We start from the raw sequence: 15,248 nt of genomic DNA, 5'->3' as shown, positions 1-15,248 counted from the left end.
ACCTACGCTGGGGAGAACATCCGTGTACGAGGGGACCGGAGGAGGGTCGCGTGCGGAAGCTCAAAGCAGATCGCGTCGAACCCGACGGTTCGGTGATCTGCATCGATCCCGAATCGGACGAAGAGTTCACCCTGGCCGTTGACGACACTCTCCGAGCTGCGGTTCTGCCCGCATCGGCCACGCCGACAGTTCCGGCCGTCGAGGTGAGTCCGCGCGAGATCCAGGCCCGCATCCGGGCCGGTGCGACTGTCGCCGAACTGTCTGCTGCCACCGGGGTGCCGGAAGACAAGATCCATCGATTCGCCCACCCGGTCCTCCTTGAACGCATGCGTGCCGCCGAACTCGCCCGAGCCTCGCACCCGTCGGGGATCGACGGCACCAGTTCGTCGACGCTCGGTGAGCTCGTCGCGGAATGCCTCGCTCTGCGCGGAAGCGCGTCGTCGGATGCCGAATGGGACGCGTGGCGACCCGACGACGGCCGCTGGGTGGTCCAGGTGGGCTGGCCGGGAGCCGGAGACGTCGAGTTCGCCCACTGGCGATTCACCCCCGGCTCTCACGGCGGCGTCACCGAACCGTTGGACGACCTCGCCGTCGAACTCACCGAACCTGAACTAGCCCGTGCCGCACGACGATCCGTGATGGCGGCGGTACCGCCTCCCGCTCCGCGCCCGCAGCGCGAGGTGTTGCCCGACGGACACGAGGAGGTGACGGTCGACGCCGATCGGCTCATCGAACGTCAGAGCCGCAGCGAACGCACTGAGCCGGCCGCCCCGCTGGAACTCGAGTTCGACGATTCCGTGCCGCATTCGGTTGCGGGAGAGTCGCTTCCGAAGCACCGCAGCTCCAAGCGCGCGACCCCGACAGTACCGGCGTGGGAAGATGTCCTCCTCGGCGTCCGCAGTCATCCCGGAGAGTAGAGCAGGTGTTCGTTCACACCACCACCTTGTGGCTGGTCGCATGTCCCGATCCCGCAGAACAACTGCGGCGCGGCGTTGTCGCCGATCCCGATCGGACCGATGAGTTCATTCGACGCGCATTCGTCGACAGTTCACCGTCTGCGGTGGCTTCGACGGACCTGTCCGCATTGGTGACCGCAGGTGACGACGAGGTGTTCGCCGGTCACTTCGGCGACCTGACGGTCTTGGCCGGACGATCGCTGTCGACGACGTCGCCCGCCGAACTCACCGAGTTCGTCGCCGGACTGGCCCCCGACCGCACGGTGCTGTTGCTGTCGCTCAACCCGGAGACCTCCACCGGAACGTTCGCCCGGTGGGAACACGGTCGCCTGGTCCGCTCGTTCGCGGCGTCTCCGGCGACCATCCACGACGATCAGGGTCTGCCGTACCCGTTCGAGAGCGAGTTCTGGGCAGGCGATCGACCCCTGCAGTATCTTCCCGACGCCGAACCCGACCCGCTTGATCTGCCGTTCCATCCCGCAGAGCTCGCCGAGGAGGCCAACCGGCGATGGCTCGGGTTCCGGTTCACCCCGCCATCCGGCGACGACGACACCGCACTCGACCGGATCCCCGTCTACGCGTACACCATCCGGCCGTCCGGGGCCGATTGGTCACCTGCCTCTCAGGCCCCCGCGCGTGAAACCGCCGTCGTCGAGAGTCCGCCCGACGTCGAGGTGACGATGCCGATCGCGCGAGTGGACGTGGACGACGCCGCGCAGACCACCCGCTCACCGGGTCCGATCTCCCGGTATTTCGGCTTCCGCGGTCGACTCTGACTACCTGCTGAGCGCCTCGTAGAACGCGACTGCGGCCGCCGTCGCGACGTTCAACGAGTCGGTTCCCCGACTCATCGGGATGTGCGCACGCACGTCACACGAACGCATCGTGTGCTCCTTCAGACCCGGACCCTCTGCGCCCACGAGGAAGGCGAGCTTCCCCTCAACGGGGCTCGGGGAGTTGAAGGACACGCGCGAGGGGCCTGTCACGGCGTCACGAAGCGGCACGCTCCCCTCCCCCGGCGTCAGCGCGATGGTGCGGAACCCCTTCTCGCGCAGGAGTTCCAGATCGCCAGGCCAGTTGTCCGACTTGGCGAACGGCACCAGCAACGCGTGCCCCATCGAGACGCGGACGCAGCGTCGGTACAGCGGATCGGCGCATCCTGCGCCGAAGATCACGGCGTCCACTTCCAATCCTGCGGCGTTCCGGAAGATGCTGCCGATGTTCTCGTGATCGTTGACGCCTTCGAGAACGGCGATCGTGCGCGCCGATTCGATGACCTCGGACACCGAGAGTGCCTCCGGCCTGCGTGCTGCCGCGAGCACCCCACGATTGAGATGAAAGCCGATGACTTCGGCCATCACGTCGGCGCTCGCACGATAGAACGGCACTCCGCCAGGCTGCTCGACGACGTCGTCGGAGAGTTCGGCCAGGCGTCGGTCCACGCCGAAGAAGGCGTGCGGCGCGAACCGGGACGCGATCATCCGCTGCGCCACCAGGACGCCCTCGGCGATGACCAACGCCTTACCGACCCGTCCCCCGGGCAAGGCGGGGAGGTCGGGACGGCGGTCGACTGAGTTCAGGTCACGAAAGTCGTCGACTCGCACGTCGAACGGGTCGGTGATGTCGATAACCTCGATGGCTGCACGGGTGCTCACGTCTATACGGTGGCACATGCGGACGCCTGCGGAGAAAATGACAGAGTAGTGATGTGACTTCGCTGACGATGTCCCCCGCGACCGAAGCCGACTGGCCTGAGATCATCGGATCGGATGCACGTGCATTCGTACTCCCCGCTCCACTACCGGACGACGAGATCGCCGAGTTCCGCGCCCGATTCCCGGAGGATGCCACGTTCGTCGTCCGCGACGACGGCCGCCTCGCCGCGTTCTCCATGTACTTCCCCATTCCGTTGACCGTGCCGGGCGGCGACGTTGTGCCGACCGCAGGTCTGTCGTGGGTTGCCGTCGCCGCAACACACCGTCGGCGGGGCATCCTCCGCACCATGATGGACGCGCAGTTCGCCGCTTGGCGCGCATCCGACCTCGGTATCGCGATCCTCACTGCATCAGAGGCGACGATCTACGAACGATTCGGTTTCGGACCGGCTGTATTCGCACACGAGATCCGCATAGACCCCTCAGCCGTCGAGTTCAGGGATCCTGCTCCCGCCGATTCCCGTGTCCGCTACGCCATGCCCGATGAGGTGAAGACGCGCGTACCTGAGATCCACGCGAGATGGGCGGTCACTCACCCCGGCGCTCTCGGCCGCCCCGCCAGCTGGTGGCCGTCGATCCTCGCCGATCGCCCATACCGACGAGATTCGCAGACGTCATGCCTGCACTACCTGTTGCACGCCGACGGTTATGCCTCCTATCGGACCGACACCCGCCACCACACTGCGACTGTGGAAGACTTCGTCGCCGTCACGCCGCAGGCACACGACGACCTGTGGCGGGTTCTCACGGGCCTCGACCTCATCACCGCGATCCACGCATCGGTACCAGTAGACGATGTCCTCGGACACCTGGTGACAAACACACGATCGGTCACCGTCACCGGCCGCCCCGACACCCTCTGGGTGTCGATCCTGGACGTCGTCGACGCGTTGAGCCGTCGATCCTACGGCGTCGACGGATCGATCGTGCTCGACGTCGCCGACACCTACTCCGATCGCGCAGGCCGCTACGAGATCGTCGTGACAGGCGGACGTGCGACGGTCTCACGCACTGATCAACCGGCCGACGCCGCACTCGACATCGCGACATTGTCGAGCGTCTACCTCGGTGGGGTGTCGGCGCGTGAACTCGCCTTGGCAGGTCGGATCGAGACGAGCGACGAGTGCCTGACGGTCCTGACCCGCATGTTCGATGTGCCGCGGGCCCCATTTGCGGGAACCTTCTTCTGAACTCCCGTTCAACCATTACCGCTGAGCGGTGATGGTTGAACGACGCGGGCGCGTCAGTTGATCAGATTCTCGATCGGTCCGCGAGCGAAGTACACGAGGAACAGGATCGCCACGGCCCACAGGAGCGGATGCACCTGGCGGATCTTGCCGCGGGCCGACTGCATGACGACCCATGCGATGAAGCCGACTCCGAGACCGTTCGCGATCGAGTACGTGAACGGCATGACGACGATCGTCAGGAACGCGGGAAGCGCGTAGTCGAATCGACTGAAGTCGATCTCCTTGATCTGCGCCATCATCAAAGCGCCGACCACGATCAGGGCCGGGGCGACGGCCTCCATCGGGACGATCTTGTACAGCGGCGTGAAGAACATCGCGGCCAGGAACAGCACGCCGGTCACGACATTCGCCAGACCGGTGCGGGCGCCTTCGGCGATACCCGACGACGACTCGACGAACACCGTGTTCGACGACGACGATGCGACACCGCCGGCGACGGCGCCGACGCCCTCGACTGCCAGGGCCTTGCCGATGCCCGGCAGGTTTCCGTCTTTATCGGTCAGGCCGGCTTCCTTGCCGAGGCCGGTCATGGTGCCCATCGCGTCGAAGAAGTTCGACAGCACGAGGCTGAACACGAAGACGCAGGCGATCAGAATGCTGACGTGCTCGAACGCTCCGGTGAAGGCGCCGAAGAGGTCGACGTCGCCGACGAGCGAGAGGTCGGGGACTCCTCCGACGCCATCGGGAAGCTTCGGGACGTTCATCGACCATCCGCCCTGTTCACCCGACTTCAGGTCGAGGACGGCTTCGACGATGATCGACACGATCGTCATCACGACGATGCCGAGCAACAGACCGCCCGGAACCTTTCGGACGACAAGAACGCCCATCAGCAGCACACCGATGCAGAACAGCAGAGTCGGGACGGTGGCGATCGAACCGTCGACACCGAGGCTGACCGGCGGTCCGTGCTCGGGGCCGTGCGTGACGAATCCCGCGTTGGCGAGGCCGACGAGCGCGATGAACGCGCCGATGCCCGCCGCGATCGCAGCCTTCAACTCGTTGGGGACCGCGTTGAACACCGCGGTGCGCACACCGGTGAAACCGAGGATCACGATGATGATGCCGTCGATCACGACCAGCCCCATCGCCGCGGGCCAGCTCATCTGCGGCGCGATCGTCACGGCGAGGAGACTGTTGATGCCCAGCCCGGCGGCGAAAGCGAACGGGAAGTTCGCGATCAAACCGAAGAGCAGCGACATGACACCCGCGACGAGCGCCGTCACAGCGGTCACCTGAGTCGGATCGAGGAAGTTCCCGGCGGCGTCGGTGTTGTGTTCACCGCCGATGATGATCGGGTTCAGGACGACGATGTACGCCATCGCGAAGAACGTGACGAGACCGCCGCGAACCTCCCTGGCGATCGTGGACCCTCGTTCGGAGATCTTGAAATAGCGGTCCAGCACACCACCGGCAGGCTTTCCAGCGGCATCGGTCATCAGTTCACCCTTCACGTAACGGATGCAGGAACGTCGGTGCGCGAACTGCGCACCACTGGTGAAAAGCTACCCTGTGAGCATGGCCGATGAGACACCGATCCCCGAGCTTCCCGCGCGACTCCGCGCCCCCGAGCCGGTGATCGTCGTCGGCATGGTGGCGTGGCTCATAGCGACGGTTGTGGTCTGGCTGACGGATCTGGGCGGCGATCGAGCGCTGATCGTATGCCTGGTGGGGTTGGTCGTCGGTGTCGCGGGCACCGTTCTGGTCCTCGCGCAGAAGGCCGCGGTACGTCGCGGTTCGACGAGCGCCCAAGAAGGTCTCGACTAGCTCGAGAGGCTCGCCATGCGTGCGGTCCGCTCGGTGGCGGCCGCACGTGCCGCGGCGCGGGCCGCTTGTCTCCGCTTGGAGCCCTGAATGTGAACGGCGACCCACACCGCGACCCAGATCAGGCCGAACAGCCAGCCAAACATGACGTCGCTGAACCAGTGAACGCCGAGGTAGATGCGGCTGAACCCGATGACGGCCACCACAAGGGGCGCGGCCAGCAGCCACCATGCATGACGTCGTACACGCGGGTACACACGGTGCAGGATGATCGCGCCGAGACCGTAGATGATCATCGACATCATCGCGTGTCCGGACGGGAACGACGCGCTCCCTATGTCGATGAGGCGGTCCGCGACGGGTGGCCGATCACGCGAGAAGATCAGTTTGAGCAGCACCATCAGCCCGTAGCCGGTGAGTGACGCGACGACGATGAGCACCGCGAAGTCGATGCGTCCGGCGAGCCACGACAACATCACAACGCCGATGACGATCAGAGACAGGGTCAGCGTGTCGCCCCAGACGGTGATGAACTGCATGAGCGACGTCCAGGGTTCGTGACGGCCGGACACCACCGCGTCGGTCACGCGGTGGTCAACGCTGAACGGAGCCATCACGCGTCCAACCTACCGAGTGTGTGGTTCCGGCGTCGTCCACCCACTGCTCGACAGCGACATGGCGCTCCTCACCGTCGAGGTCAACGGCGACAACCAGCCGGTCGTGGACGACGATCGGTCCTCGCGACTCTCGACCGCTGACCGCGGTGATCCAGGCCGCCTCGGCGGAGTCGACGTCCACGGTTCGCCCCTGGCCGACCGGGATCGCACGACACAGTCGGCTCGCTAGATCAACGTCGAGGAGATCGCCGAGGACCTGCGCATCGGACTCGGACACCAACGGCCCCGGGAGCACGGCTCGGTCCGCGGGAACCACGGCGGCCCACCACGGCTGATCGATCACCACGGGCCGGTCGGTGACCGATCCGTCGAGGGCCCGGATTCCGTCGGGAGGCTCGAGACGACGAGGATCCACCCGCCCGTCGCGGACCGCGGTGATCAGCGCCGAATGCGCGCGAGCAGCGACTCCCGCGCTGACCTGACGATCCGGGTCGGCGAGCGCGTCGATCCAGTCCTGGGCGTCGTCGGAGTCGTCCGGGCCGTCGCCGACGAGCAACGACGGGTACCTGTCCGAGTCCGGCGCCACATCGAAGAGGCCGGCGAAGCGTCGGTCGTCGGCACCCCGGAGCCTGCGAAGCGGTACCCCGTCGATCTCAGCGTATCGCCGCAACCACCACCTGGTGTACCCGCTGCCCAGCAGTTGCGAAGTCGCCGGGTCGTCAGCGAGGAGCGCCAGTGCGTCGGTCCACCTCCCCGGCTCGACGAGGTCGAGATCTCGGACCGCGTCGAGACGTTCTGGAGGAACGTCGAACTCGTCCCACCACTGTTCCTCGTCGGGGAGATCGTGGTCGGGGCCGGTAGGCACGTCGTCGTGGACGGTCCCGAAAGCCCATCCGACTCCGAGTGCGCGCAGCGGGGCCCGCCCATACCGCTCGACGACGCCGGCAGCGACCACCCCGAAGGGCGAATCCTCGCCGAGGAGCTCAGCGATCGGGGCGTCGGGCAGCAGCAGTTCGTCTGCGGGCCACTCGTCTCCGTCGGCTCCCGCGATCTCGATCCGACCCAGCCCGGGCTGCTGTTCCGCTATTCCCCCGGCGCTCAGCAGACGCAGAACGGAGTCGGCGAGCTCTGCGTGGTCGTCGGCGGAACCGATCGCGGCCGCAAGCGCCGGATCGGCGAGAACGTCGGCGATCGAGCAGTGCTGGAGCCCGAGCCGATCGAGGAGCGGGTCGTACGCGTCCGGATGGACGATCGCCATCCAGTCCGGTGAGGCGTCGTCCGCGCCGAGTCCGTCAACCACCACTAGGCCGCGCGCACCGATGTGAGTGCGACCGTCGATGCGAGGGATGGGCAGCGCGCCGAGTTCGGCCGCGTCGTCGCCGGTCTGGACGCGGTCGGCGAGAGCCGAGTAGAGCGTTGCCCACCATGCGGGTTCACGCACGGTGGAACCGAGGAGGTCGGCGATGTCGGCGAGCCCGAGTTCCCGGGCGCCGAGCCGAACGAGTGCGGCTGCGCTCACCCGTTCGGACACGTCGGGATGCGCCAGCGGAACCATCACCTCGGCGAGCACGTCAGCCAACCGCTCCGAAACGTTGGTGAGCACCCACGTGCGCTTGGGCGCCAAAGCGGCGCCGCCGACAGCGGGCACCCATCCTGCGTCGGCGAGGTCGGACAGGATCGCCGAGCGCAACTCGGCGTCCACCCGTCCCGCACCCAATGTCGGGCGCGGCACAAGGAGATGTTTGTCTCGGTCTGGCGCGAGTGCGACGAGGTCGGCGTACCCCCGGGCGGCCTTCGCCACGTCGGCATCCGGATGGACGTCACGCCGATCCGGGGTCAGCGGAAGGTCGGTGATGACACGCGCCGGCAGTGCCAGTTCGACGCCGGTCGGTGTCGGGCTGCGCAGCACCTCGTCCTTGCACGGGACCACTGCTCCGTCGACGACACGCACCATCCACGATGTCCCATGCACCCGCGCGGTGAGCCAACGCTGCAGCTCCGCGCCGCCGCGGTTGATGACAACGTCGTCGCCGTCGACGATGCGGGTGAACACCGTGTCGTCGACCTCGATGCGCGCCAGCGCCTTGAGTTCGAGCAGCAGGTCGGGAACCTGCGCGGAGAAGCTGTCGAACAGCGCAGCCGCGTCCTCTCCGACGTCGATCGACACCTCCGTGGTGAATCCGCGAGGCGGTTCGGCGGCGGACGGCCACGCGAGACGTTGCGCCGGAGCATCGTGCGATCCGGCCGCGGCGACGGTCCGCGCCCGACTGAACTCGATCGACCCGCTGGTGGAGGCGACTGTCACCGTGTCGGCGAACGCCGTCGCCCGGAACCCGACGCCGAACCGCCCGACGGTGGTCACCGTCTCCGCATGCGATTTGGGTGACACGCGCAGCGCAGTCAACGACTCGACGCCGTCGCGTGTCAACGGGGCTCCGGTGTTCGCGAAGCGCAGTTCGTCGCCGTCGCGGCGGATCCACAGCACGCCGTCGTCCCCCGCGGCGTCGGCGGCGTTGGCGGCGAGCTCGGTCAGGAGTCGGCCGCGATACCCGATGTCGGCGAGCTCGGCCTCGGCCGCCGCGTCCTCGGCCATCCGAGTCGGTGACGACGCCCACGCACGCAACGTGGCATCACGGAGGGCCGCCGTTCCGAAAGGATCGGCGGTGAGTCGATCAGGCGTCGGCGGCACCGGGCGCGGCCTGTGCGACTATCTCGATCGCGCCATCGTCGAACGCGTCGTAGGCAGGGCTGCCCGCACCGGTCGGCGCAGTCACGTCCGAATGCGCACCGCATCCGTACTCGGCGGACACCGCACGGCCGTCTGCGGCGAACTCGTTGGCGCAGACTCCGAATCCGGAATGCAATGCGCCTGCGATCGGCAGGTAGAAACCGCAGGTACCGCACGAGTGCCGCGCGTTGCGGGCCATCGTGGACGTCGGGCCGTACTCGCCGTCGAACCATCGCTGAGCTGCGTCGGTACGCCCCTCGAACGACAGCAGCCGTTTGCGACCCAGACCGATCTCGGCGTTGACCTGACCGATCTCGTCGGCGTCGATGAGGCTGACGTCCTCGGTGTCGATGTGGCCGGGCACCAGGCGAGGATCGTCGGCGGGCGCGGCGAGTTGATCACCGGGACCGAGGTCGCCCGGCGCGATGCGCTCCACCCACGGCACCCAGTCGGGGGCCAGGAGCGCGCCGCCACCCGGTAGAAGGGCAACTTCGCTGACTGTGACCTCGGACGAGTCGGGTGCACCCGCCACGACCACGCACCACTGCCACCCGCGGTAACCGGGCAGCTCGGCGTCGAAGTAGTGCGTCGCGGCGTAGTCGCCCTCGGCTCGGGCACCAGTGTGTGCGCCCGGCTGCTCACCTTCGGCGACGAGCGCGGAGCGCGCGACGTCGACCGCATCGACGAGTCGAGGAGATTCGAATGCAACAGTCACCCGTCCAGTGTGCAATAGTCGGGCCCACCGACGCACGTCAGGGGAATGGGTTCCCACCGTTGTCGGGTCGATGAGGAACAATCAATGGTGTGAACACCCGTGGATCTCGTGACGACCGTGGGGCGGCCGGTCGCCAGAATCCCCCGCCCGGCGATCCCCAGCCCGGCGGCGCCCGCCGGCCGAACCCGACGCCGCAGGACCCGCAGGCTCGGCGTCCCCGCCGCCCGGCACCGCATCCGGGCCAGGCCAACTATCCGGCCGACGCTCCGCGCCGGTCACCTCGTGTTCCCACCCAGCGGTTCGATGCGCCGGAAGCACATCACGGCCGTCCCGCGAGCAACGGGTACCTGCCACCGCGCACCCACAATCCGCACCTCCCGCCACTCCCACCTCAGTCGGACCCACTCGACGAACAGACCGAGGCCTTCGACCGGGACGGCACAGGCCGCCGCAAGGGCGCCGAATACGTTCCGCCGGAGAAGGTAACCGTCGTCCGCGTGATGGCGCGTCGATCGAAGTACTTCACCGAACGCGGTGCGCAGATGGTGCACCGCGCGGCGACTGCCGACGGCGCCGACCGTTCGGGCCTCACCGCTCTGACGCTGCCGGTGATCGCGAACACCGCCGTCGACGCGGCGATGGCCATCGCCTTGGCGAACACCTTGTTCTTCGCCGCCGCGACCGGTGAGTCGAAGGTGAGCGTCGGACTGTACCTGGCGATCACGATCGCACCGTTCGCGCTGATCGCGCCCCTGATCGGGCCGGTGTTGGACCGGCTCCAGCATGGGCGGCGCATCGCCATGGCGACGACGTTCGGACTCCGTGTCGTCCTCGGCCTGCTGATCATCGTGAATTCATCGTGGGATTCGGACAAGATGCAGCTCGAGTACAAGCCCTGGGTGCTGTACCCGGCCGCCCTCGGTCTCATGGTGCTGTCGAAATCGTTCGGCGTCCTCAAATCCGCGGTTGCGCCCCGAGTGCTTCCGCCGAGTATCGACCTCGTGCGCGTCAATTCGCGTCTCACCACGTTCGGGCTGGTCGCGGGCACGATGGTCGGCGGTGCGATTGCGGGCATCCTCGAACTCCTGCTGGCCAAGGCGTTGCCGTTCCATGTTCCCGGCGCCATGGTCTGGCTGTGCCTGGTCGCTGCCGCCGGCGCGTACTTCTGCATGAAGATCCCTGCCTGGGTGGAGTCGACGGAGGGTGAGGTGCCGACGACGATCACCTACCGCGGCAACCCGAACGACGAGGACTCCGCTCCTTCGTCCAAGGGCGGCAGCTTCTCACGAGAACTGGCCGCCAAAATGCGCCAACCGCTCGGCCGCACGGTGGTCACCGGCCTCTGGGGCAATGGCACCATCCGCATTCTGACCGGGTTCCTGACGCTGTACATCGCCTTCTACGCGAAGGCACAGCCCACCACGTCGGGCTGGCAGCAGATGTTGATGCTCGGCGCAGTCGGAGCGGCGGCAGGTGTGGGCAACTTCCTCGGCAACGGTCTCGGCACACGCCTCGAACTGAAGCATCCGACGAAGATCGTGCTCCTCGCCACCGGAGCGACCTTCGTCGCGTGTGTACTCGCGGCGATCTTCGGCTCGCTCGTCTTCGTGGTGGTGGCCGGCTTCATCGGTTCGGCAACCAGCGCGATCGCGAAAGTCTGCATGGACTCGGCGATCCAGGACGATCTGCCCGAAGAATCCCGCGCATCGGCGTTCGGCCGCTCTGAGACCGTCCTGCAGCTGTGCTGGGTGATCGGCGCGAGCCTCGGCGTGGTCCTGCCGACCACACTCTCGATCGGTTTCACCGTCGTCGCGGTGCTTGTCGGAATCGGATTCGTGCAGACCGTCCTGACCAGCCGCGGTGCGACGATGGTTCCCGGCTTCGGCGGCCGCAGGCCCGATCATGCCGCACCCACGGTTCCGTTCCAGGCGCAGCCGCCGACCGGACCGAGCGGCGCACCGACACGCCGAACCACCCGCTGACTTTCGATCCCACCGAACGACCGACAGGACTTCTCGTGCAGCACCCCGGAGACAAGAAGGCATTGACGATCCTCGCCGCTGCAGCGGCGGCCGTGGTCGTCCTCATCGCGGGGCTCACCGCGGTCCTCGTCGTCACGTCCGACGACGATCACGTGCCGACCGTCTCAGTCCAGGCCGGCGACACTTTTGTCCAGGTGCAGCCCGCGTACTGGTGCGAACGAGACATGACCGACTGCACGCCCGCGGATCCCCGGACCGCGAAGCAGGTCCCGACTCAGGTGGCCCGTGCGGCCACACCGATCGACTCCACGATGCTGTTGACGGTGCCCGAGGAGATCGCGTCCGGACCGTGGTTCGCGTTTGCGCAGTACGCCACGCCGGACGGCCTGCAGCGAGTCGTCACGTTGAATCGCTCCGACTCGCTGTACACGATGGAACTCACGAGCTCCCCCGATCGGGTCCTGCTCGGTGTCGACATTCAGTCGGTGGCCACGGTCCTCGACAACTCTCCCAACGGCCTGAACTCCCCCGACGGATCGATTCTGATGCGGGGCGTCTTCTCAGTCGACGCCCGCCCCGACGGCTACACGGTCAAGAACGTCACCGAACTGCCCGACATCCGCGCCTGAACGGAGCAGACCCCTGTCGACGACGAACGCGGCCTTCGTGAAGGCCGCGTTCGTCGTTGAATCGGCGATCTAGCGGTCGAGTTCGCGCGTGACGCCGCGGACCACTTCGGAGATGCGCTGAGAGGTCTTGCGGTCCGGGTATCGGCCATTGCGCAGGCTGGGCTGGACGGCGCCCTCGAGAAGCGTGATCAGGTCGGCGATCATTCCGTGAAGCTCGTCGGGGCTCTTACGCTCGACGTCCGGGCGCTTGTGCTCCCGACGTGACGCCTCCCTGGTGTTCTTGACGACACTCGGGGCGGGCTCGAGCACCGACACCCGAAGAGCCTGCGGGCCGCGGCGACCTGCGGCCATGTCGAACTCCACTCGCTGACCGGCCTTCAGGTCGGCGACGTCGGACGGCAGCGCGTCCGCACGGACGTATACGTCCTCACCGTCGTCCTGCGACAGGAACCCGAAGCCCTTGTCGGCGTCGTACCACTTCACTCGGCCGGTTGGCACAGCACTCACCCTCAATGATCTCTACTGTCAGCTATGAAAAAGCGCCCTCGCTCGCTGACAGGAGAGCGGAGACGCACTGGAACCGATTCTACTCTGCTGGTTTACCGTGGAAGTCATGGAGACCCAGAAGCCGTCGCGCCTGTTGCCCACTGCGGTGATCCTGTTCGCAATCGGCATGGTCGCGTCGTTGACCCTCCTCCTGCCACCGGTTCGCGACAGTTCAACCGTCCTGGTGACAACCCTGTACATCCTCGCGTTGGGGGCTCCGGCCGGTTTCCTGCTCGGTCTCGTCTTCGCCTTGCGCTCGGGACGGCGAAGTCGATGACCGACCTCCTGCCGGCGTCAGACGAATCCGCACTCAAGCGGGCCTTCAGTTGCTTCCCGACCGGTGTCGTCGCTGTATGCCGCCGAACCTCTGACGGCGAAGACATCGGGATGTCGGCGAGCTCGTTCGCCACGGTCTCTCTCGATCCACCGCTCGTATCGGTGTGCGTCCGTGACGGGTCGACGACGTGGCCTCGACTGACAACCGCCGACCGGCTGGGCGTCAGCGTGTTCGCCGGACACCAGGGCGAGATCTGCCGCCGCCTGGCCGGCCCTCCGGAGCAGCGGTTCGATTCAGTGAAACGATTCGTCACAGCATCGGGCGCCCTGATGATCACCGGGGCCGCGGCCCATCTGGACTGCTCGGTGCTACAGGAGGTACCGGCGGGCGATCACTACGTCGTCCTCCTGCAGATTCATGCGCTGCGCAGCGATCCGAGCGTCGAGCCGCTTGTCTTTCACGCGTCGACATTCCGCGCTCTCGAAGCCCGCCGGACACAATCCTGAGCCAACGGCGTGGCGCGAGTCTCAATCTGAATGTGATCCTTGTCACATAACAAGACGATAACGAACCGGATACGGACCGGGTGTCAGCTGCGTGAACTGCGACGACGCCGAAAGCTGTCCGAAACGCGTTACTCGCCGGTAGAAATGCTCCTCGAAACAACGGGTGAACTGGCGAGTACCAACCCGTAGTGTTCAGGTCGGTCGTCATCGAAGGGTGATGTCCACTCAACCGAATAGCCCCGTCTGACCGCGCCAAGCCTCGCTCCGCCGGACAGGGAAACGAACACAGCAATTCAGGAGCGAGGACGGGGGACCCACCATCTCCCCGTGAGACCCGGCGGACGAGAAATCGACCGCCTTGGGGTTAAGTACGACGGCAAGGCCACACACCGAACCGTCGGCCGGGCACCTCTCGCCCGAACCCGACAGCTCACCTCGTAGGCGCGTGGAGAGAGGAAAACACACTATGACCGGACGTCACTCGAAGCAGGCGACCAGCAACACCAAGACTTTCGCCAAGATCGCCGTCACCTCGGCAGTCATCGGCGGCATCGGCGGCGGCGCAGCCCTCCTCAGCGGAGCAGGCCACGCCTCGGCTGCCACCGACGCCGAGTGGAACCAGGTCGCACAGTGCGAGTCGGGCGGCAACTGGGCCATCAACACCGGCAACGGCTACCACGGCGGCCTGCAGTTCAGCCCGAGCACCTGGACCGCCAACGGTGGCGGCCAGTACGCCCCCACCGCTGACCAGGCCACCCGCGAGCAGCAGATCGCCATCGGCGAGCGCGTTCTCGCCACCCAGGGCAAGGGCGCATGGCCCACCTGCGGCACCGTCCTCTCGGGCCCGAGCGCACGCACCGCTCCCGCGACCCCGAAGGCCGCCCCCAAGACTGCTCCCAAGGCCGACCAGGACAAGAGCTTCGACCTGTCGAAGGCCGGCGACGCCAAGACCAGCGACGACGCCAAGAAGCAGGTCGACGAGGCGCTCGACGACTCGAACGTCAGCCCCGAGGTCCGCAACGCATGGAAGGCCGCGAAGGACTCCGGCTACGACCTCACCAAGGACCAGGTCAAGCTGTTCAACCAGAACAAGGGCCTCCTGAAGTTCTGATCCTCACCCAGGCATCACCCGAAGACCCCCGCTCCGATTCTCCGGAGCGGGGGTCTTCGCCTTTCGACTCGCTGCGCTCGCTCAAGAAGCAGGAAGGCGTCCCCACTGATCCTTGAGCGAGCGCAGCGAGTCGAAAGGTCGTGAGGCGTCTCCACAACAACAACGGCCCCCGCTCATTGAGCGGGGGCCGTTGGATTGTCTGCGAGTGGCGTCAGCGGTTGACGACGGTCTTCGCGTGAATGTACGGAAGGTCGTCGACAGGCAGCGGGAACTGCGTGTCGCCGAACGGGGACAGTGCACCGGAGAGGTGCGCGAGGAGCTCGGTCACAGCGTGGTCGTCTCCGGCCTCTTCGGGCCAACCCGCGTCCACGTATCCATTCTTCTTAGCCACGTCGACCATTCTGCCATGCGACGGCCCGGCGGGCCTACACACCCGGGTACATCTGTCCCGA

Annotated in this window: 16 protein-coding genes and 1 riboswitch; of the genes, 9 read left to right on the top strand and 7 right to left on the bottom strand. The window is 66.8% G+C overall.

The features are described from left to right. The first annotated feature begins 50 nt into the window (after window positions 1-50). Window positions 51-917 carry a septation protein SepH gene (gene sepH, locus JVX90_RS02120; RefSeq protein WP_205330824.1) on the top strand — a complete coding sequence of 289 codons (867 nt, stop codon included), beginning with the start codon at window positions 51-53 and terminating at the stop codon, window positions 915-917. 5 nt (window positions 918-922) lie between these two features. Further along, window positions 923-1,732: a hypothetical protein gene (locus JVX90_RS02115; RefSeq protein ID WP_205330823.1), complete on the top strand. Its 810-nt coding sequence runs from the start codon at window positions 923-925 to the stop codon at window positions 1,730-1,732. Here JVX90_RS02115 and JVX90_RS02110 read toward each other — a convergent pair whose 3' ends face one another. After that, window positions 1,733-2,629 (bottom strand): RNA methyltransferase, encoded by an 897-nt coding sequence (locus JVX90_RS02110; RefSeq protein ID WP_205330822.1) that lies wholly within the window; start codon window positions 2,627-2,629, stop codon window positions 1,733-1,735. 35 nt (window positions 2,630-2,664) lie between these two features. Between JVX90_RS02110 and JVX90_RS02105 the strand changes: the two genes are divergently transcribed. Then, window positions 2,665-3,861 (top strand): GNAT family N-acetyltransferase, encoded by a 1,197-nt coding sequence (locus JVX90_RS02105; RefSeq protein WP_240194023.1) that lies wholly within the window; start codon window positions 2,665-2,667, stop codon window positions 3,859-3,861. 53 nt (window positions 3,862-3,914) lie between these two features. On the opposite strand, the gene JVX90_RS02100 is transcribed toward JVX90_RS02105, so the two are convergent. Then, window positions 3,915-5,360: an NCS2 family permease gene (locus tag JVX90_RS02100; RefSeq protein ID WP_205330821.1), complete on the bottom strand. Its 1,446-nt coding sequence runs from the start codon at window positions 5,358-5,360 to the stop codon at window positions 3,915-3,917. 79 nt (window positions 5,361-5,439) lie between these two features. Between JVX90_RS02100 and JVX90_RS02095 the strand changes: the two genes are divergently transcribed. Beyond that, window positions 5,440-5,688 carry a DUF2530 domain-containing protein gene (locus JVX90_RS02095; RefSeq protein ID WP_205330820.1) on the top strand — a complete coding sequence of 83 codons (249 nt, stop codon included), beginning with the start codon at window positions 5,440-5,442 and terminating at the stop codon, window positions 5,686-5,688. Here JVX90_RS02095 and JVX90_RS02090 read toward each other — a convergent pair. From JVX90_RS02090 to JVX90_RS02080, 3 genes are read right to left on the bottom strand one after another with little or no spacing between them, the layout of a single operon-like run. Next, on the bottom strand, window positions 5,685-6,299 hold the full coding sequence (locus tag JVX90_RS02090) for a phosphatase PAP2 family protein (RefSeq protein WP_205330819.1): 615 nt from the start codon (window positions 6,297-6,299) through the stop codon (window positions 5,685-5,687). The genes JVX90_RS02095 and JVX90_RS02090 overlap by 4 nt on opposite strands. Next, window positions 6,280-8,991 carry a hypothetical protein gene (locus JVX90_RS02085; RefSeq protein WP_205330818.1) on the bottom strand — a complete coding sequence of 904 codons (2,712 nt, stop codon included), beginning with the start codon at window positions 8,989-8,991 and terminating at the stop codon, window positions 6,280-6,282. The genes JVX90_RS02090 and JVX90_RS02085 overlap by 20 nt, the downstream gene beginning before the upstream one ends. Next, window positions 8,975-9,745 carry a DUF3027 domain-containing protein gene (locus tag JVX90_RS02080; RefSeq protein ID WP_205330817.1) on the bottom strand — a complete coding sequence of 257 codons (771 nt, stop codon included), beginning with the start codon at window positions 9,743-9,745 and terminating at the stop codon, window positions 8,975-8,977. The genes JVX90_RS02085 and JVX90_RS02080 overlap by 17 nt, the downstream gene beginning before the upstream one ends. A gap of 89 nt (window positions 9,746-9,834) precedes the next feature. Between JVX90_RS02080 and JVX90_RS02075 the strand changes: the two genes are divergently transcribed. Further along, window positions 9,835-11,727 (top strand): MFS transporter, encoded by a 1,893-nt coding sequence (locus tag JVX90_RS02075; RefSeq protein ID WP_205330816.1) that lies wholly within the window; start codon window positions 9,835-9,837, stop codon window positions 11,725-11,727. A gap of 35 nt (window positions 11,728-11,762) precedes the next feature. Then, window positions 11,763-12,356, top strand: coding sequence for a DUF2771 family protein (locus JVX90_RS02070; RefSeq protein WP_205330815.1), 594 nt, complete (start codon window positions 11,763-11,765; stop codon window positions 12,354-12,356). 69 nt (window positions 12,357-12,425) lie between these two features. Here the strand turns inward: JVX90_RS02070 and JVX90_RS02065 are convergent, their stop codons facing one another. Further along, the gene (locus JVX90_RS02065) at window positions 12,426-12,854 is read right to left on the bottom strand and encodes a cold-shock protein (RefSeq protein ID WP_205332237.1); all 429 of its coding nucleotides are present in this window, start codon (window positions 12,852-12,854) and stop codon (window positions 12,426-12,428) included. 115 nt (window positions 12,855-12,969) lie between these two features. Here JVX90_RS02065 and JVX90_RS02060 point away from each other — a divergent pair, with 115 nt between their 5' ends. The 3 genes from JVX90_RS02060 (at window position 12,970) to JVX90_RS02050 (ending at window position 14,796) form a co-directional block, all read left to right on the top strand. After that, complete coding sequence (locus tag JVX90_RS02060; protein ID WP_205330814.1) at window positions 12,970-13,179, top strand: hypothetical protein; 210 nt, start codon at window positions 12,970-12,972, stop codon at window positions 13,177-13,179. Next, a complete protein-coding gene (locus JVX90_RS02055; protein ID WP_205330813.1) occupies window positions 13,176-13,685 on the top strand; it encodes a flavin reductase family protein in 510 nt (169 codons plus the stop codon). The genes JVX90_RS02060 and JVX90_RS02055 overlap by 4 nt, the downstream gene beginning before the upstream one ends. A gap of 276 nt (window positions 13,686-13,961) precedes the next feature. Beyond that, window positions 13,962-14,145, top strand: a riboswitch (cyclic di-AMP (ydaO/yuaA leader). A 6-nt stretch (window positions 14,146-14,151) separates the two neighbouring features. Next, complete coding sequence (locus JVX90_RS02050; RefSeq protein WP_205330812.1) at window positions 14,152-14,796, top strand: transglycosylase family protein; 645 nt, start codon at window positions 14,152-14,154, stop codon at window positions 14,794-14,796. Window positions 14,797-15,007: 211 nt separating this feature from the next. Here JVX90_RS02050 and JVX90_RS02045 read toward each other — a convergent pair whose 3' ends face one another. After that, entirely contained in the window at window positions 15,008-15,196 is a 189-nt protein-coding gene (locus JVX90_RS02045) for a hypothetical protein (protein ID WP_205330811.1), read from the bottom strand. Window positions 15,197-15,248: the final 52 nt, after the last annotated feature.

Source organism: Gordonia sp. PDNC005, assembly GCF_016919385.1.
In the GTDB taxonomy this organism is placed as follows: domain Bacteria; phylum Actinomycetota; class Actinomycetes; order Mycobacteriales; family Mycobacteriaceae; genus Gordonia.
Note: the sequence above shows the minus strand (reverse complement) of the source record. Positions and strands in the feature narration are given on the sequence as shown.